Annotated in this window: 15 protein-coding genes; 5 read left to right on the top strand and 10 right to left on the bottom strand. The window is 71.8% G+C overall.

What is annotated here, in order from left to right:
* Nucleotides 1-31: 31 nt before the first annotated feature.
* The 6 genes from pdxT to pgsA form a co-directional block, all read right to left on the bottom strand.
* Entirely contained in the window at nt 32-622 is a 591-nt protein-coding gene (gene pdxT, locus ACZ5WG_RS37695) for a pyridoxal 5'-phosphate synthase glutaminase subunit PdxT (RefSeq protein ID WP_468729173.1), read from the bottom strand.
* A gap of 5 nt (nt 623-627) precedes the next feature.
* Nucleotides 628-1,545 carry a pyridoxal 5'-phosphate synthase lyase subunit PdxS gene (pdxS, locus tag ACZ5WG_RS37690; RefSeq protein ID WP_030294529.1) on the bottom strand — a complete coding sequence of 306 codons (918 nt, stop codon included), beginning with the start codon at nt 1,543-1,545 and terminating at the stop codon, nt 628-630.
* A 172-nt stretch (nt 1,546-1,717) separates the two neighbouring features.
* A complete protein-coding gene (locus ACZ5WG_RS37685) occupies nt 1,718-2,257 on the bottom strand; it encodes a hypothetical protein (protein ID WP_468729172.1) in 540 nt (179 codons plus the stop codon).
* A 94-nt stretch (nt 2,258-2,351) separates the two neighbouring features.
* Nucleotides 2,352-3,521 (bottom strand): glycosyltransferase family 4 protein, encoded by a 1,170-nt coding sequence (locus tag ACZ5WG_RS37680; RefSeq protein ID WP_468729171.1) that lies wholly within the window; start codon nt 3,519-3,521, stop codon nt 2,352-2,354.
* The gene (locus ACZ5WG_RS37675) at nt 3,518-4,423 is read right to left on the bottom strand and encodes a phosphatidylinositol mannoside acyltransferase (RefSeq protein WP_468729170.1); all 906 of its coding nucleotides are present in this window, start codon (nt 4,421-4,423) and stop codon (nt 3,518-3,520) included. The genes ACZ5WG_RS37680 and ACZ5WG_RS37675 overlap by 4 nt, the downstream gene beginning before the upstream one ends.
* Nucleotides 4,423-5,088, bottom strand: coding sequence for a phosphatidylinositol phosphate synthase (gene pgsA / locus ACZ5WG_RS37670; RefSeq protein WP_468729169.1), 666 nt, complete (start codon nt 5,086-5,088; stop codon nt 4,423-4,425). Before pgsA ends, ACZ5WG_RS37675 begins: the two co-directional genes overlap by 1 nt.
* Before the next feature lie 242 nt (nt 5,089-5,330).
* Between pgsA and ACZ5WG_RS37665 the strand changes: the two genes are divergently transcribed.
* Together ACZ5WG_RS37665 and ACZ5WG_RS37660 are read left to right on the top strand one after the other, a co-directional pair.
* Nucleotides 5,331-7,526: an elongation factor G-like protein EF-G2 gene (locus tag ACZ5WG_RS37665; RefSeq protein ID WP_468729168.1), complete on the top strand. Its 2,196-nt coding sequence runs from the start codon at nt 5,331-5,333 to the stop codon at nt 7,524-7,526.
* A gap of 138 nt (nt 7,527-7,664) precedes the next feature.
* Nucleotides 7,665-9,332, top strand: a complete 1,668-nt coding sequence (locus ACZ5WG_RS37660; RefSeq protein ID WP_468729167.1) for a hypothetical protein — start codon at nt 7,665-7,667, stop codon at nt 9,330-9,332.
* A gap of 61 nt (nt 9,333-9,393) precedes the next feature.
* Here ACZ5WG_RS37660 and ACZ5WG_RS37655 read toward each other — a convergent pair whose 3' ends face one another.
* Nucleotides 9,394-9,954, bottom strand: a complete 561-nt coding sequence (locus ACZ5WG_RS37655; RefSeq protein WP_468729166.1) for an HIT family protein — start codon at nt 9,952-9,954, stop codon at nt 9,394-9,396.
* A 67-nt stretch (nt 9,955-10,021) separates the two neighbouring features.
* Here ACZ5WG_RS37655 and ACZ5WG_RS37650 point away from each other — a divergent pair, with 67 nt between their 5' ends.
* On the top strand, nt 10,022-10,720 hold the full coding sequence (locus ACZ5WG_RS37650) for a potassium channel family protein (RefSeq protein ID WP_468729165.1): 699 nt from the start codon (nt 10,022-10,024) through the stop codon (nt 10,718-10,720).
* 25 nt (nt 10,721-10,745) lie between these two features.
* Here the strand turns inward: ACZ5WG_RS37650 and thrS are convergent, their stop codons facing one another.
* Nucleotides 10,746-12,722 (bottom strand): threonine--tRNA ligase, encoded by a 1,977-nt coding sequence (gene thrS / locus ACZ5WG_RS37645; protein ID WP_468729164.1) that lies wholly within the window; start codon nt 12,720-12,722, stop codon nt 10,746-10,748.
* Nucleotides 12,723-12,869: 147 nt separating this feature from the next.
* Between thrS and ACZ5WG_RS37640 the strand changes: the two genes are divergently transcribed.
* Nucleotides 12,870-13,358 carry a GNAT family N-acetyltransferase gene (locus tag ACZ5WG_RS37640; protein ID WP_468729163.1) on the top strand — a complete coding sequence of 163 codons (489 nt, stop codon included), beginning with the start codon at nt 12,870-12,872 and terminating at the stop codon, nt 13,356-13,358.
* A gap of 35 nt (nt 13,359-13,393) precedes the next feature.
* Here ACZ5WG_RS37640 and ACZ5WG_RS37635 read toward each other — a convergent pair whose 3' ends face one another.
* Nucleotides 13,394-14,638 (bottom strand): hypothetical protein, encoded by a 1,245-nt coding sequence (locus ACZ5WG_RS37635; protein ID WP_468729162.1) that lies wholly within the window; start codon nt 14,636-14,638, stop codon nt 13,394-13,396.
* On the bottom strand, nt 14,638-15,216 hold the full coding sequence (locus ACZ5WG_RS37630; protein WP_468729161.1) for a DUF4365 domain-containing protein: 579 nt from the start codon (nt 15,214-15,216) through the stop codon (nt 14,638-14,640). Before ACZ5WG_RS37630 ends, ACZ5WG_RS37635 begins: the two co-directional genes overlap by 1 nt.
* Before the next feature lie 222 nt (nt 15,217-15,438).
* Here ACZ5WG_RS37630 and ACZ5WG_RS37625 point away from each other — a divergent pair, with 222 nt between their 5' ends.
* Nucleotides 15,439-16,164: an exonuclease domain-containing protein gene (locus tag ACZ5WG_RS37625; protein WP_468729160.1), complete on the top strand. Its 726-nt coding sequence runs from the start codon at nt 15,439-15,441 to the stop codon at nt 16,162-16,164.
* The last annotated feature ends 50 nt before the right edge of the window (nt 16,165-16,214 follow it).

Genomic DNA, 16,214 nt, shown 5'->3' with positions numbered 1-16,214 from the left:
AGTGTTCACCTCAGATCCTACCGGGACCTGATTACAGCCCCGCGCGCACCATGTCGACGAAGTACGCGTGGACTCGGTCGTCGCCGGTCAGCTCGGGGTGGAACGAGGTGGCGAGGACGTTGCCCTGACGCACGGCGACCGTGTGGCCGTCGTACGAGGCGAGCACCTCGGCGGAGGCTCCGACCGACTCGACCCACGGGGCGCGGATGAAGACGCCCTCGACCGGGCCGCCTGCTATGCCGGCGAAATCGATCTTCGCTTCGAAGGACTCGTTCTGGCGGCCGAAGGCGTTGCGGCGGACGATCATGTCGATGCCGCCCAGCGTCTCCTGGTCCTCACGGCCGTCGAGCAGCTTGTCGGCGAGCATGATCATGCCGGCGCAGGTGCCGTAGACCGGCATGCCGGCCCGCACGCGCTCGCGCAGCGGCTCCAGCATGCCGAACAGGACGGCGAGCTTCGACATGGTCGTCGACTCGCCGCCGGGGATCACCAGGGCGTCGACCTCGGCGAGCTCCTCGGGACGCCGGACCGGCCTGGCCACGGCGTCCGCCGCGGCCAGGGCGATCAGGTGTTCCCGTACGTCGCCCTGGAGGGCCAGGACACCGATGACGGGGTTGGTCATGGTGATTACCAGCCGCGGTTGGCGTAGCGCTCGGACTCGGGGAGGGTGTCGCAGTTGATGCCGACCATGGCCTCGCCCAGGTTGCGGGAGGCGTCCGCGATGATCTTCGGGTCGTCGTAGAAGGTGGTGGCCTTCACGATGGCGGCGGCGCGCTTGGCCGGGTCGCCCGACTTGAAGATGCCGGAGCCGACGAAGACGCCCTCGGCGCCGAGCTGGCGCATCAGGGCGGCGTCGGCCGGGGTGGCGACGCCACCGGCGGAGAACAGCACGACCGGGAGCTTGCCGAGCTCGGCAACCTCCTTGACGAGCTCGTACGGGGCGCGCAGCTCCTTGGCGGCGGCGAACAGCTCGTTGTTGTCGTAGCCGCGCAGGCGGGCGATCTCGTTCTTGATCTGGCGCAGGTGGCGGACGGCCTCGACGACGTTGCCGGTACCGGCCTCACCCTTGGAGCGGATCATGGCCGCGCCCTCGGCGATGCGGCGCAGGGCCTCGCCCAGGTTGGTGGCACCGCAGACGAAGGGGGTGGTGAACGCCCACTTGTCGGAGTGGTTGACCTCGTCGGCCGGGGTCAGGACCTCGGACTCGTCGATGTAGTCGACGCCGAGGGACTGCAGGACCTGGGCCTCGACGAAGTGGCCGATGCGGGACTTGGCCATGACCGGGATGGAGACGGCCTCGATGATCTCTTCGATCATGTTCGGGTCCGACATGCGCGCGACGCCGCCGTCCTTGCGGATGTCGGCGGGGACCCGCTCCAGGGCCATGACGGCCACGGCGCCGGCGTCCTCGGCGATCTTCGCCTGCTCGGCGTTGACCACGTCCATGATCACACCGCCCTTGAGCTGCTCGGCCATGCCGCGCTTGACGCGGGAGGTGCCGATCGCGGACTCAGCGGACTGCGGGGTGGAGGGAAGCGTGCTCACGGATTGACCTCACTCGAAGGGAAGACGGGCGCTGCGGTGGTACTCCGCGCAAGTGCTGCGGTGGTACTCCGCCGAGCAAACCGTCCCCGACCAGTCCACCGCAAGGGCCAATGAGGAGCCGGTGGCCTCTTTCGAATTGGCCTTTGGGTACAACTAGGGCCGCCCGGGGCCGCTACGGCCGGTCGGCAAGATCCGCCGGAGGCTCATCGTCCATTTCGAACGCGAGCGGGAACGGGGCGTGGCCCGCCAGCCGGAACCAGCGGACCTTGCGGTGGCGGCGCAGCGCCCGGGCGGCCCGTACGGCGTCGTTGTGGAACCGCCGCGCCATGGGCACCCGGCGGACCGCCGCGGCCAGCTCCTCGGCGGCCGCCTCGCCGCCGGGGGCGGCCTTGAGCACCTCGACCTGGGCGGCATCGGAGAACACCGCGCGCAGCGCCTGGCTGAGCTCGCTCTCGGCGACCTCCCGGTGCTCCTCCTCGGCCTGGCGGGCGGCGTGGGCGGCCTCGTACAGGACGATCGAGGAGGCGGGGTCGAGCGCCCCGGAGGCGGCCACCTCGATCACCACCGAGGCGCGCCGCACGAGCTGCGCGTCGAGGGCGGCGCGGGCGGCGTCCATCCGCGAGTGCAGCCGGTCCAGCCGTCCGGCGGTCCAGCTGAGGTAGACCCCGATGACGCCGAGCGCCAGGGCAGTCCAGACAAGGGTTTCGATCACGGCCCGCGACAATACCCTCCTCGTCGACGCGCCCCTCCCACGGCTGCGCCCCGGCCGGCCCGGCCGCGGCCCGCCGGGCCCCGTGAGGGGTCCGTCAGGCCGACGGGTCCCGGGTGAGGCCGAGGCGGGTGCGCAGGCGGACGCGCTCGTCCGTGGCCACCGCCGCCGCGCCGTCCGTCACCGTTTCGTAGACCGCGAGGATGTCCGCGCCGACCGTGGACCAGTCGAAGCGGCGTACGTGCGCCGAGCCGCGGGCGCTGAGCTCCGCCCGGCGGGCCGGGTCGCGCAGCAGGGCCACCGCGCCGGCGGCCAGCGCGTCCGCGTCCTCGTTGGTGAACAGCTCCCCCGCCGACCCCTGGTCCAGGACCTGCGCGAACGCGTCCAGGTCGGAGGCGAGCACCGCGGCCCCCGCCGAAAGCGCCTCGACGAGGATGATGCCGAAGCTCTCACCGCCGGTGTTCGGGGCCACGTAGACGTCGACGCTGCGCAGCAGCCGCGCCTTGTCCTCGTCGGAGACCATGCCGAGGAACTCCACCCGCGCCCGCAGGTCGGCGGGCAGGGAGGCGACCGCCTCCTCCTCGTCGCCGCGCCCGGCCACGAGGAGCCGTACGTCCGGGCACTCCTCCACGATGCGCGGGAAGGCCGCCATCAGCACCGGCAGGCCCTTGCGGGGCTCGTCGATCCGGCCGATGAACCCGAGGGTCTGCCCGGACCAGGCGGGATTCGGCTCGGCCTTGGCGAAGAAGTCCACGTCGACGCCGTTGGGGATCACGACCGCGTCCCCGCCCAGGTGCTCGACCAGCGTGCGGCGCGCGTACTCGCTCACCGCGATCCGCGCGCTGATCTTCTCCAGCGCCGGCTGGAGGATCGGGTACGCGGCGATCATGGCGCGCGAGCGCGGGTTCGAGGTGTGGAACGTGGCCACGATCGGGCCCTGCGCCGCCCAGCAGGACAGCAGTCCCAGCGACGGCGAGGCCGGCTCGTGGATGTGGATCACGTCGAAGACGCCGTCGTGCAGCCATCGCCGCACCCGGGCCGCCGACAGGAAGCCGAAGTTCAGCCGGGCCACCGACCCGTTGTACGGCACCGGCACCGCCCGCCCGGCCGAGACCACGTACGGCGGCAGCGGAGTCTCGTCGTCCGCCGGGGCCAGCACCGATACCTCGTGGCCGAGGCGGATCAGGTGCTCGGCGAGGTCCCGGATGTGGAACTGGACGCCGCCGGGCACGTCCCACGAGTAGGGGCAGACAATGCCGATCTTCACTCGGAGCGCTCCTCCAGGTCGTCCAGCCACAGCCGCTGCAGCATGTGCCAGTCCTCCGGGTGCTCGGCGATCCCCTGGGCGAAGGCGTCGGCCACGGCCTGGGTCATGACGGCCGTCTGCTCGGCCCGGGTCCCCGCCTTCGGCACCGCCACCTCGGGGTGGATCCGGCCGTACATCTTCGGCGAGTCGCCGTAGTGCAGGGTCGCCGGGAGCAGCACCGCCCCCGTCTGTTGCGCCAGCAGCGCCGGCCCGGCCGGCATGCGCGCCGCCGAACCGAAGAAATCCACCTCGACCCCGGAGGCCGACAGGTCGCGATCCGCGACCAGGCACACCAGGCCTCCGGAGCGGAGCCGGCGGGCCAGGGTCCCGAAGGCCGCGCCGCCGCTGTGGGGCAGCACCTCCATGCCGAGGCTCTCCCGGTAGGCCACGAAGCGGTCGTAGAGGGTCTCCGGCTTGAGCCGCTCGGCGACCGTGGTGAACGGGACGCCGATGTGGCCGATGGCCCACGCTCCGGCGAGATCCCAGTTGGCCAGGTGCGGCAGGGCGACGACGACCCCGCGCCCGGAGGCGAGTGCCTCGCGCAGGAGGTGCTCGTCCTTGAACTCGACGTCCGTGCTGAAGCGCTCCGGGTCCATCGTCGGCAGCCGGAAGGATTCCATCCAGTAGCGCATGTACGAGCGCATGCCGGCCTGCGAGAGCTCCCGCAGCCGCTCCGGCCCGGCGTCCGGTACGACTCGAGCCAGGTTCGACTCCAGCCGCAGCACGCTCTTACCACGCCTCTTCCACGCATAGTCGGCGATCCGGCGGCCGAGGGCCACCGCGGCCGGCTCCGGCAGCTTCTTCACCCCGGCCCAGCCGAGCCCGTACAGGCCGTCGACCAGCTTGTCCTGCACCCGGCCCATCAGGCCGCGCCGCCCTCGGCCACGGAGGCCGCGGCGTCGGCCTCCGCCGCCTCACGGCGTACGGTGACCACCCGCTGGATCAGCGTGACCAGCGAGCCCACCGCCACGACCCACAGCGCGATCGGCAGCAGCACCCCGATCCAGGACGGCACCCCGAAGGTCTCCAGCCCGGACAGGCCGGCCGCGACCAGCGAGATCACCAGCCGCTCGGCGCGCTCGATGAGTCCGTTGACGGCGACCGGCAGCCCGATCGACTCGCCGCGGGCCTTCGTGTACGAGACCACCTGGCCGCTGGCCAGGCAGAAGATCGCCACCGCGCACAGCACGTTGTCGTTCCCGTTGCCCGCGTACCAGAGCGCGAGGCCGCCGAAGATCGCCGCGTCGGCCACCCGGTCGAGCGTCGAGTCGAGGAAGGCGCCCCAGCGGCTGGAGACGCCTGCCTGGCGGGCCATGTTCCCGTCCACCAGGTCGGAGAACACGAACAGGGTGATGGTGATCGTGCCCCAGAAGAACTCTCCCCGGGGGAAGAAGACCAGCGCTCCCGCCACCACTCCGGCCGTGCCGATCAGGGTGACCGCGTCCGGGCTCACCCCCCGCCGGAGGAGAAAAGCGGCGAATGGCGTGAGAACACGCGTGAAGAATGCACGCGCGTACTTGTTCAGCATGGCCTTCCCGGAGGGTCGCTGGGCCGCACGGCCACATCGGCCACCGGCTGGCCCATCGTAGCCAGCGCCCCGGGCCCCCAATGCCGCGCACCCACCGGTTCGCGCCAGACAATCGCCGGTCCATGCACGCGACACGCTCCGGACGGCGCCGGGTACTACGTATGGACGCAGTGTGACGCCAGTGCAAAGCTCGAAGGACCCCGATCAACCTCCTCACCGTCACACCGGGAGGCACGAGCACCATGGGAGCCACATCACACCAAGCCGGAGCCGCCGGCAGGGCACCGACGGTCGACCGGCCGTCGTCCGTACGGAACGTCGTGCTGGTCGGCCACAGCGGAGCCGGCAAGACCACGCTGGTCGAGGCCCTCGCCCTGACGGCAGGCGCCGTCAACCGGGCCGGCCGGGTCGAGGACGGCACCGCCGTCTCCGACTACGACGAGATCGAACACCGGCAGCAGCGGTCCGTACAGCTGTCCCTCGTCCCCGTCGAATGGGGCGGAATCAAGATCAACATCCTGGACACCCCCGGATACGCCGACTTCGTCGGCGAGCTCAGGGCCGGTCTGCGCGCCGCGGACGCGGCCCTTTTCGTCGTCTCCTCCTCCGACGGCATCGACGGCGCCACCCGCATGGTCTGGGACGAGTGCGAGGCCGTCGGCATGCCCCGCGCCATCGTCGTCACCCATCTGGAGGCCGCCCGGGCCGACTATGCGCAGATGACCACCGTCTGCGGCGAGATCTTCGGCGCCGAGGACCCCGACGCCGTCATCCCGCTCTACCTGCCCCTGTACGGGCCCCCCGGCCCCGACGGGCACGCGCCGGTCGCCGGCCTGCTCGGCCTGCTCTCCCAGCGCGTGTACGACTACACCTCCGGGGAGCGCGTGGAGCGCGACCCCGCGCCCGACGAGCTCGCCCTCATCTCCGACGCCCGCTCCCGCCTCATCGAGGGGATCATCGCGGAGAGCGAGGACGAGAGCCTCATGGACCGCTACCTCGGCGGCGAGGACATCGACATCAAGACACTCGTCGACGACCTCGAGCGCGCCGTGGCCCGCGGTACCTTCCACCCCGTCCTGATGGCCGCCCCCGCCACCGACGGCGCCCGCCAGGGCCTCGGCACCGTCGAACTCCTGGAACTGGTCACCGGCGGCTTCCCCACGCCCCTCGAGCGCGCCGCCGTCGCCGTCACCGCCCCGGACGGCGCCGACCGCCCGGCCGTCACCTGCGACCCCGACGGGCCCCTCGTCGCCGAGGTCGTCAAAACCTCCTCCGACCCCTACGTCGGCCGCGTCTCCCTCGTCCGCGTCTTCTCCGGCACCCTGCGCCCCGAGGAGACCGTGCACGTCAGCGGCCACGGTCTGGCGGACCGCGGGCACGAGGACCACGACGTGGACGAACGGATCGGCACCCTCACCTCCCCCTTCGGCAAACAGCAGCGCAGCCTCACGCAGGTCATCGCGGGTGACCTCGCCTGCGTGGCCAAACTCAGCCGCGCCGAGACCGGCGACACCCTCTCGGCCAAGGACCGGCCCCTGCTCATGGAGCCCTGGCCGATGCCCGACCCCCTGCTCCCCCTCGCCATCGCGGCCCACAGCAAGGCCGACGAGGACAAGCTCTCCCAGGGCCTGGCCCGGCTCGTCGCCGAGGACCCAACGATGCGGCTGGAACAGAACCCGGACACCCACCAGGTCGTCCTGTGGTGCCTCGGCGAGGCCCACCAGGACGTCGCCCTCGAACGGCTGCGCACCCGCTACGGGGTCCAGGTCGACCCCGTCCCGCACAAGGTGAGCCTGCGCGAGACGTTCGGCGCCAAGGCCGCCGGCCGCGGCCGCCACGTCAAACAGTCCGGCGGACACGGCCAGTTCGCCATCTGCGAGATCGAGGTCGAACCGCTCCCGCCCGGCAGCGGCATCGAGTTCGTCGACAAGGTCGTCGGCGGCGCAGTGCCCCGCCAGTTCATCCCGTCCGTCGAGAAGGGCGTACGCACCCAGGCCGCCCGCGGGGTCGCGGCCGGCTACCCGCTGGTCGACGTACGCGTCACCCTCCTCGACGGCAAGGCGCACTCGGTGGACTCCTCCGACGCCGCCTTCCAGACCGCGGGCGCCCTGGCCCTGCGCGAAGCCGCCGCCGAGGCCCGCATCCACCTCCTCGAGCCGGTCGCCGAGCTCGCCGTGCTCGTCCCCGACGAGTACGTCGGCGCCGTCATGAGCGACCTCGCCGGCCGCCGCGGCCGCGTCGTCGGCACCGAACAGGCAGACCCCGGCCGCACCTGTGTCCGCGCCGAGATCCCCGAGATCGAGATCGGCCGGTACGCCGTCGAACTGCGCTCGGTCTCGCACGGCACGGGCCGGTTCACCCGCGCCTACGCCCGGCACGAGCCCATGCCGCCCCAGATCGCCGACAAGGTGCGTGAACAGGCCGAGAAGGGAACCTGATTGACATAGCGCCAGGGGCCGCCCACCCAACCCGCTTGCGGTGGGCGGCATTTCCCTGTCCCATGACCATGGGAAGAGATACGCCGATAGGCTCATCTGCGCGGCAAAAGAGCACAACGCACAGCGATGGGGGCAACGGTGGCGGACGACGGATTCGACTTCAGGCCCGGGGCGCAGATCCCCTTGCAGGGGGCCGGCGGCCAGACCGCGGCGACCAACGCCCTCGCGTCGGCCGCGTACCGGGACGGCGGCAAGGACAGCAAGCTGTCCGACATACTCAAGGCCGACAACGAGTACCACAAGTCCACGATCAAACCGCCCAAGATCTCGCTCTTCGAGCCCAGCCTGGGCGAGGCCTTCTGCCGTGCCGTCGAGGCCCGCACCCTCGCCTCCGGGCGCAAACCGCTCATCCAGTCCTTCGGACTGGACCCGCAGACCGTCGTCGAGCACTGCCTGGCCGCCTCCCGCATCCGCAAGGAGCGCGACCGCAAGCTGCGCCTGGTCATGCTGGTCGCCGGGGTGCTGTTCCTGCCCGGCCTGCTGCTGTGGCTGGGCCTCTTCCAGCTCCGCAAGACGCTGGCCAAGGGCGAGGGCAAGCGCTCGTCCTGGCTGGGCACCCTGGTCCTCGTCGGCATCGCCGTCGTGGCGGCCGTCCTCATGTTCCGCCTGCCGTTCACCGGCTTCTTCGGCCTCTACCTGCGGGGCATGATCATCGTCCCCGCCGCGGGATGGCTACTCGCCCGCCGGATCTGTGAAGCCACCGCCGCCGACCTGCGCTCCCGCTGGGACGGTCTGCTCGCGGGCGACGGCATCGGCGCCAAGATTCCGGAGGCCGTGCCCGGCAACCCCGACGAGAAGGCCCGCGAAGACCTGCGTCACTCGCTCGCGAAACTCACGGCCGAGGACCGCAGCAACTCCGTCTTCTACGCCGGCCCCAAGGGCATCCTCGGCATGGGCACCCGCTGGGGCAGCTGGCAGATGGCCGAGGAACTGGCCCCCAGGACGGAGGGCGCCGAGATCCACCCCTTCCGCAGCTGGGACGTCATACGAGCCATCGACACCGAGCTGCGCAAGCTCGAGCGCGGCCCGCTGCACACCGGCGGCCTGCCGCCCGCCTCGATCCAGCACTGGATCGTCACCCCGGTCGGCGAAGGCGCCGCGGAGGTGGCCCGCCCCACCGGCGCCGACGTGGACACCTTCCTCATCAAGGCCCACGAGATCACCCGGATCTGCAACGAGCAGCAGTTCAGCGGCGGCAACCGGCACTACCTCGGCATCCAGTACCCGCTCTGGGACGGCCAGCTGGTGATCACCATGCTGGTGACGGTCACCGTGCTGTACAAGACCCTGCGCGTCGAGGTGACCGGCCACGCGCTCGGACCGGTGCACGGCCTGTTCACCAGCAAGTCCGCGGCCCCGAAGATCGAGGTACCGAAATCCGTCCGGTTCTGGGAGACCGTGGAGCGCTCGCTGCCCCTGGTGGACGCCCAGGAAGTGGTCCGCCTCTCAGTCCGCGCCCCGCTGACCTGGTTCCCGCCGATCCTCGATTTCTTCGGCGGCAAGCTGGTCCTGCCCGAGCCCTTCGGCCTGCGCCACGTCTGGGCGGGCCAGCCCTGGCGCCACCGCTTCATGGCCGACGACGCGCTGCGGGCCGCCACCCCCGTCCTGCGGGCGGTGCACGCGGCCGCGATGCGGGTCCTCGAGGAGAACGGCGCCGACATCGACCGCTTCAGCAACCGTTCGATGATCGTCAGCGGGCTCGTCCAGGACGCCGCCCCGCGCAAGGCGGACGCGTACGACGCCTAGGCAGGACCCTCCGGGCCGCGGCCGGTACGCGCGAGCGGCCGGCCTGCGGCACCCGGAGCTCTCAGTCGTTGGGCCAGGCGTCGGCGAGCATCTGGCGGGTGTCCGCCAGGAGTTGGGGCAGCACCTTGGTGTGGCCGACGACCGGCATGAAGTTCGTGTCCCCGCCCCAGCGGGGCACGATGTGCTGGTGCAGGTGCGCCGCGATGCCGGCCCCCGCGGCCGCGCCCTGGTTCATGCCGATGTTGAACCCGTGCGCCCCGGACGCCTTGCGCAGCGCGATCATGGCCCGCTTGGTGAGATCGGCCAGCTCGGCCGTCTCCGCCGCGTCGAGCTCCGTGTAATCGGCGACGTGTCGGTACGGGACGACCATCAGGTGGCCGCCGTTGTACGGGTACAGATTGAGCACCGCGTAGACGTGCTTGCCCCGGGCCACGACCAGGCCGTCCTGGTCGGACATGTCCGGAATCCCACAGAAGGGACAGCCGTCCCCGGCCTCCGGACCGGTCGGCTTGTTCTCCCCCTGGATGTACGCCATCCGGTGGGGCGTCCACAGACGCTGGAACGCGTCCTGCGTGCCCACACCGATCTGCTGCTCCGGCTCAGTCGTCATGGGATGCAGCATATGACCTTGCCCCGTCAGGGCGTGTCGCCGGGGGGAAGACGGCCACCGGCACCGCGATGCTGGGCCCATGCGTGCCGAAGCAGAGCCCCGTGATCGAGTCTGGGAGCGGCGTACCGAGCTGCCGCTCTTCTACGCTTCCCTGGTCTTCATGGCCGGGTACGCCGTCCGCGTCCTGGCCACCGACACCGAGCACATCTGGCAGGACGTCGCGGCGGTCGCGATCCTGGTGACCTGGGGCTGCTTCCTCGCGGACTTCCTGATCCGGCTGGTCCTGAGCGGCGAGAAACCGCGGCGCTTCGTCCGCCGGCACTGGCTGGACGCCGTGGTGGTCCTCCTGCCCACGCTGCGGCCGCTGCGCCTGGTCAAGGTCCACGACGCGATCCGGGCCAAGGGGCACCGACCGCGCCGCAGCCTGTACCCGCGGGTGATCACGTACGCCGGGCTCACCTCGGTGCTGCTGGGCTTCTCCGGCTCGCTCGGCATCTACCAGAGCGAGCGGACGGACCCGGCTTCCCCCATCCAGACCTTCGGGGACTCGGCGTGGTGCGTGGTCCAGACCCTGACGACGGTCGGCTACGGGGACGTGGCCCCCGTGACCCCGACCGGACGGGTGATCGCGGTCGGCCTGATGGTCTGCGGCCTGGCCCTGCTCGGGGCGGTGACGGGTGCGTTCTCGTCCTGGCTGATCCAGGTCTTCCGCGAGGAGGGCGAGGAAGGCGGCGAGGGGACCCCGGGAAACGGAAGTTCCCCGGGGCCCCCTCGATAGGCCCCTGCGAGGGCCGCTGCGCCCGTCAGACCTGGACGCGGTCCTCGACGACCTTGGCGAGCTTGGCCAGGGCCTCGTCCTTGGCGATGCCGTTCTCCTGCGAACCGTCGCGGTAGCGGAAGGAGACGGTGCCCGCGGCCATGTCCTCGTCACCGACGATGATCATGAACGGGACCTTGAGCTTCTGGTGGTTCCGGATCTTCTTCTGCATCCGGTCGGACGAGGCGTCCACCTCGACCCGCAGGCCCTTCTTCTTCGCCTCGGCGGCGAACTCCTGCAGGTACTCCACGTGCCCGTCGCCGATCGGGATGCCGACGGCCTGGACCGGGGCCAGCCACGGCGGCATGGCGCCCGCGTAGTGCTCCAGCAGCACGGCGAAGAACCGCTCGATGGAGCCGAACAGTGCGCGGTGGATCATGACCGGCCGCTGGCGGGAGCCGTCGGGCGCGGTGTACTCGAGGTTGAACCGCTCCGGCAGGTTGAAGTCCAGCTGGACGGTCGACATCTGCCAGGTACGGCCGATGGCGTCGCGCGCCTGCACCGAGATCTTCGGGCCGTAGAAGGCCGCGCCGCCCGGGTCGGGGGTCAGCGGGAGGCCCTGCTTCTCGGCGACCTGCTGGAGGACCGCGGTGGCCTCCTCCCAGACCTCGTCCGAGCCGACGAACTTCTCCGGGTCCTTGGTGGACAGCTCCAGGTAGAAGTCGGTCAGACCGTAGTCGCGCAGCAGGTTCAGCACGAAGGTGAGGGTGCGGTCGAGCTCCTCGGCCATCTGCTCACGGGTGCAGTAGATGTGCGCGTCGTCCTGGGTGAAGCCGCGGGCGCGGGTCAGGCCGTGGACCACGCCCGACTTCTCGTACCGGTACACGGTGCCGAACTCGAACAGGCGCAGCGGCAGTTCGCGGTAGGAGCGGCCGCGCGCGTCGAAGATCAGGTTGTGCATCGGGCAGTTCATGGGCTTGAGGTAGTAGTCGGTACCACCGTCGAGCTGCATGGGGGGGTACATGCCCTCCGCGTACCAGTCCAGGTGGCCGCTCTTCTCGAACAGCGCGCCCTTGGTGGCGTGCGGGGAGTAGACGAACTCGTAGCCCTCTTCCTCGTGCCGGCGGCGCGAGTAGTCCTCCATGGTCCGGCGGATGATGCCGCCGCGCGGGTGGAAGACGGCCAGGCCGGAGCCGATCTCGTCCGGGATGGAGAAGAGGTCCAGCTCGTTGCCGAGCTTGCGGTGGTCGCGCTTCTCGGCCTCGGCGAGGAAGTCGAGGTGGGCCTTCAGCTCGTCCTTCGAGGGCCACGCGGTGCCGTAGATGCGCTGGAGCATGGGGTTCTTCTCGCTGCCGCGCCAGTAGGCGGCCGCGTTGCGCATCAGCTTGAACGCCGGGATGTTGCGGGTGGTGGGCAGGTGGGGACCGCGGCAGAGGTCCTTCCAGCACAGCTCGCCCGTCTTGGCGTCCAGGTTGTCGTAGATGGTCAGCTCGCCGCCGCCCACCTCGACGTTCGCACCGTCGTCGGTCGAGGCGGAGCCCTTGATGCCGATGAGCTCGAGCTTGTACGGCTCGTCGGCGAGCTCCTCGCGGGCCGCCTCGTCGGTGACGACGCGGCGGGAGAACTTCTGCCCGCGCTTCTGGATCTCCTGCATCTTCTTCTCGATGGCCTTGAGGTCCTCCGGGGTGAAGGGCCGGGCCACGTCGAAGTCGTAGTAGAAGCCGTTCTGGACCGGCGGGCCGATGCCCAGCTTGGCCTCGGGGAACAGCTCCTGCACGGCCTGCGCCATGACGTGCGCGGTCGAGTGGCGCAGGATGTTCAGGCCGTCCTCGGAGGAGATCTCGACGGGCTCGACGATCTCGCCGTCCTGGACGGCGTACGCAAGGTCCTTGAGCTCGCCCGCGACGCGCGCGGCGACGATGGTGCGCTCGCCGGCGAAGAGCTCGGCCGCCGTAGTGCCCGTGGCCACCACGCGCTCGTCCCGCTCGGAATCGCGTTGGATGATCACACGGACGTCTGACACCGGTCTCTCCTGACTCAGGGGATGCGCGAGCGAACGCTGCGCGCCTGAATCGTACCGAGCCGAGAGGCTCCGCCGCGAAACGGTTGTGCGTTGCCGGGTTCGTTACGGTGGACCCGCAGCGCCCCCGCCCGTCACTCCGGAGGAATCGTGCCCGTGCAGAGCCCGCTCGACGTCCGGCGGCTGGACCTGGCCGAGGACGCCACGGCGACGGCGGTGCACCGGATCGGCCGGGCCGCGTACGCGGTGGAGGCGGAGCTGATCGGCTTCGACGGCATCCCGGCGCTGCGCGAGAGCCTCGCGCAGATGCGGGAGCAGCCGCTGCACTGGCTCGGCGCGGTCGCGCAGGACGGCGGGATCGCCGGCTTCCTGGCGTGGCAGGAGGAGCCGGACGGCAGCGCCTGCATCGACCGCCTCTGCGTGTCCCCGGCCTGGTTCCGCCGCGGCGCCGCCTCGCTCCTGCTCCGCCACGTCCTGTCCGAGCTGCTCCCCCACCGCACGGTCACGGTCACGACGGGGGCGGCGAACACCCCCGCGCTGACCTTGTACACCCGCTTGGGCTTCACCCGCGGCCCGGACTTCTCCCCCGCCCCGGGTCTCACGATGGCCTCCTTCACATCAGGCCCCTCCGGCGTCTGAGGCCGCAAGGTCCGGGGCCGAGCCCTGTGCCCCCGTCAGTCGTCCGCCGCGAGGACGTCCCCCGGATCGAGCGCTTCGTCCAGCGACTTCATCAGCCGGTCCCGCTCGACCTCGTCCAGCGGCACCGGCGTCACATCCGCGGCATCGGTCAGCCGCCGGAACCCGCCCCGGCGCTGCAGCCGTCCGCTCACCCGGATCGGCACCCCCGCCAGATGCGCATGCCCCGCCACCCGGTACGCCTCCTCGTCGAGGACGGCCCGTACGTACGGGATCTCCGCCCCGGCGAGGACCCGCAGCCGGATCGTGCCCCCGCCGCCCGGGGCCGAGCGCCGCATCCGGACCACCGCGCCCGCCACCCGCACGGGAACCGCCGGTTCGTCCCGGGTGTAGCGCGCCGCCGCCTCCCGCAGCACCGGCAGGTCCCCCGGCGAGAACTCCACCGGCTCCGGCCGGGCCGCGCACCCCGCCGGAACCCCGGCCGCCGGCGCCCAGGCCAGGGCGATCCGAGCCCCTTCCGAACCCCGCACGAGCGCGATCAGCGCATCGGCCAGCTCCCGGCTGACCCCGGCCTGGACCGCCGCGTCGAAGGCCTCCATGCCGCCGGTGGCCCGCCGGTAGTCCACGGCCTCCCGCGCCGCGTGCAGGGCGTGGTGCAGGCGGGTCATGGTGCCCCGGCCGCCGTCCACCGGGACGTACGCGGTGAGCCTGCGCCCGCCGGGGGCCGGCCCCACCAGGACCCCGTCCAGGGCGCGTTCGGCCTGTCGGCGGTGGCGGGCCCCGTAGTACCCGGCCCTGGCCCGGTCCGCGAGGGCCCCGGCGAGCAGGAGCTGCCGGGCAGCTGAGCGGAGCTGTTCCTGCACGGTCCACGCCGCCGCGCCCCGGGGCCCGTACGGCCCCTCGGGGCCCTCCGGGATCCGGCGGTCCCAGCGGATCTCGTCGCTGGGCACGCTCAGTCCGTACAGCACCTCCCGCGCTGACGGCAGCGCGCTGCGCGCGAGCGCGGTCAGGGCCTCCTCAAGCAGGTCGGAGCTGTCGGGGAAGGCCCGGCTCTCCGGGACGAGGAGGCTGGTGCCCCCGCCGGCCGGCCCGTGGGGGGCCGGCGGCGTCCACCGCCCGTACCGCCCGGCGGCCCCGCCCCGGCGCTGCCAGCCGTGCCGGTGCAGCAGGGCCCCCAGCACGGCCGGGTCGACGTGTGCGGGATCGGGCGTCCCCGAGTCGGAGAAGTCCCCGTACTCGGACGGGGACGTCAGCGGTTCGAGGTTCGGTGAGTGCCAGTGCATCAAGGTGTCCCTCCCGACCCGACCCGGGTCATGATCTCGCACAGGGCCCGGTCGTCGAAGATCCGCGTGGTGGGGATCCGTACGGTGGTCCGGCGCCGGCCGGTCACGGGGTGCCCGGCGAGGTTGGTCCAGTAGCAGCAGTGCCGCAGGTCGAGCCGGTCGTGGCCGGCGGCCAGCCACTGGTCGCGTTCTCGCGGGACGAGCATCACGACGAGGATCTTGTGGACGGCGACCGGCGTGCGGGCCAGCTTCACCAGGTGCTCGTTGTCGAGCGTGAACGCGAAGGTGGGCCCAGCCGGTCTGGGCGGTATCTGGTAGGTCGCCTTCAGCTGCACCTTGATGGTGATCTCGTCGTCGACTGCGTGCTCGGGCGCGCCGTGGTTGACCTGCCAGTCGATGCCGTTGTCCGGAAAGGGCTGGGAGAGCGAGCAGCCGGCCGCGGCGGCGACGGCGTGCAGGTATCCCACCTGGAGGGTCTCCATGCAGGCGGTGGTGGCGAGCGTGCCGCGCAGCGGTCCGGTCCGCGGATCGGTCCGCCCCTGCAGCATCCCGCCCGGTTCGGGCTGCGCGAGCGCCATGGCCGGCTCCCCATGCCTTCCGGGCTCTGCCGAATGAGGGTGGACGGGGTGATGACCGGTCATGTGTGCGGTCCCCCAGGGAAGTTGTCTCCGTACCGGAGGGCCCGCAAACGGCGTACGGCGCAAACAGGCCGGGTATCACCGATGCGGGCGAGGGTGGCACGTTCCGAGGCGGCGGCGCCCGGTTGCACCCAACTGCCGATCGGTAACGAGGAGTTCGCCATGACGCGCTGGTACGAGGGGCCGCTGGCCGCATTCGACACGGAGACGACCGGGGTGGACGTGGAGCAGGACCGGATCGTGTCCGCCGCTCTCGTCGTGCAGGAGTGTGCGGGCGGCCGGGTCCGCTCCACCCGCTGGCTGGTCAATCCGGGGATTCCGGTGCCCCCGGGCGCCACGGAAGTACACGGTCTGACCGATGACCACCTCCAGCGCAACGGGCGGTGGCCCGCGCCGGTCGTGGAGGAGATAGCCCGTGCGCTCGGGGAGCAGCAGATGGCCGGCCGGCCGGTGGTGGTGATGAACGCGCCGTTCGATCTGACGCTGCTGGACCGGGAGTTGCGCCGGCACCGGGCGTCGACGCTGGCGCGCTATCTGGACAACCGGCCGCTGACGGTGCTGGATCCGCGGGTGCTGGACAAGCATCTGGACCGGTACCGCAAGGGCCGCCGGACGCTGACGGATCTGTGCGCGCACTACGGGATAGAGCTGGAGGGCGCGCACGACGCGGCGGTGGACGCGCTGGCCTCGCTGGAGGTCGTACGGGCGGTGGGGCGCCGGTTCGCGGCGCGGCTGGAGCGGCTGACGCCGGCGGAGCTGCACACGCTGCAGGCGGTGTGGCACGCGGCGCAGGCGCGCGGCCTGCAGGCCTGGTTCGCGCGTCAGGGGACACCGGAGTCGGTGGATCCGCACTGGCCGCTGCGGCCGGAGCTGCCGGCGGCGGCGTAGGGCAACGGCCAACGGGTAACGGCCCCCGGAGATGCGGAAGGCCGGTCCGT

Source organism: Streptomyces sp. NPDC032745, assembly GCF_055579465.1.
The sequence above is the reverse complement of the archived record's forward strand: the minus strand, read 5'-3'. Positions and strand labels throughout refer to the sequence as shown.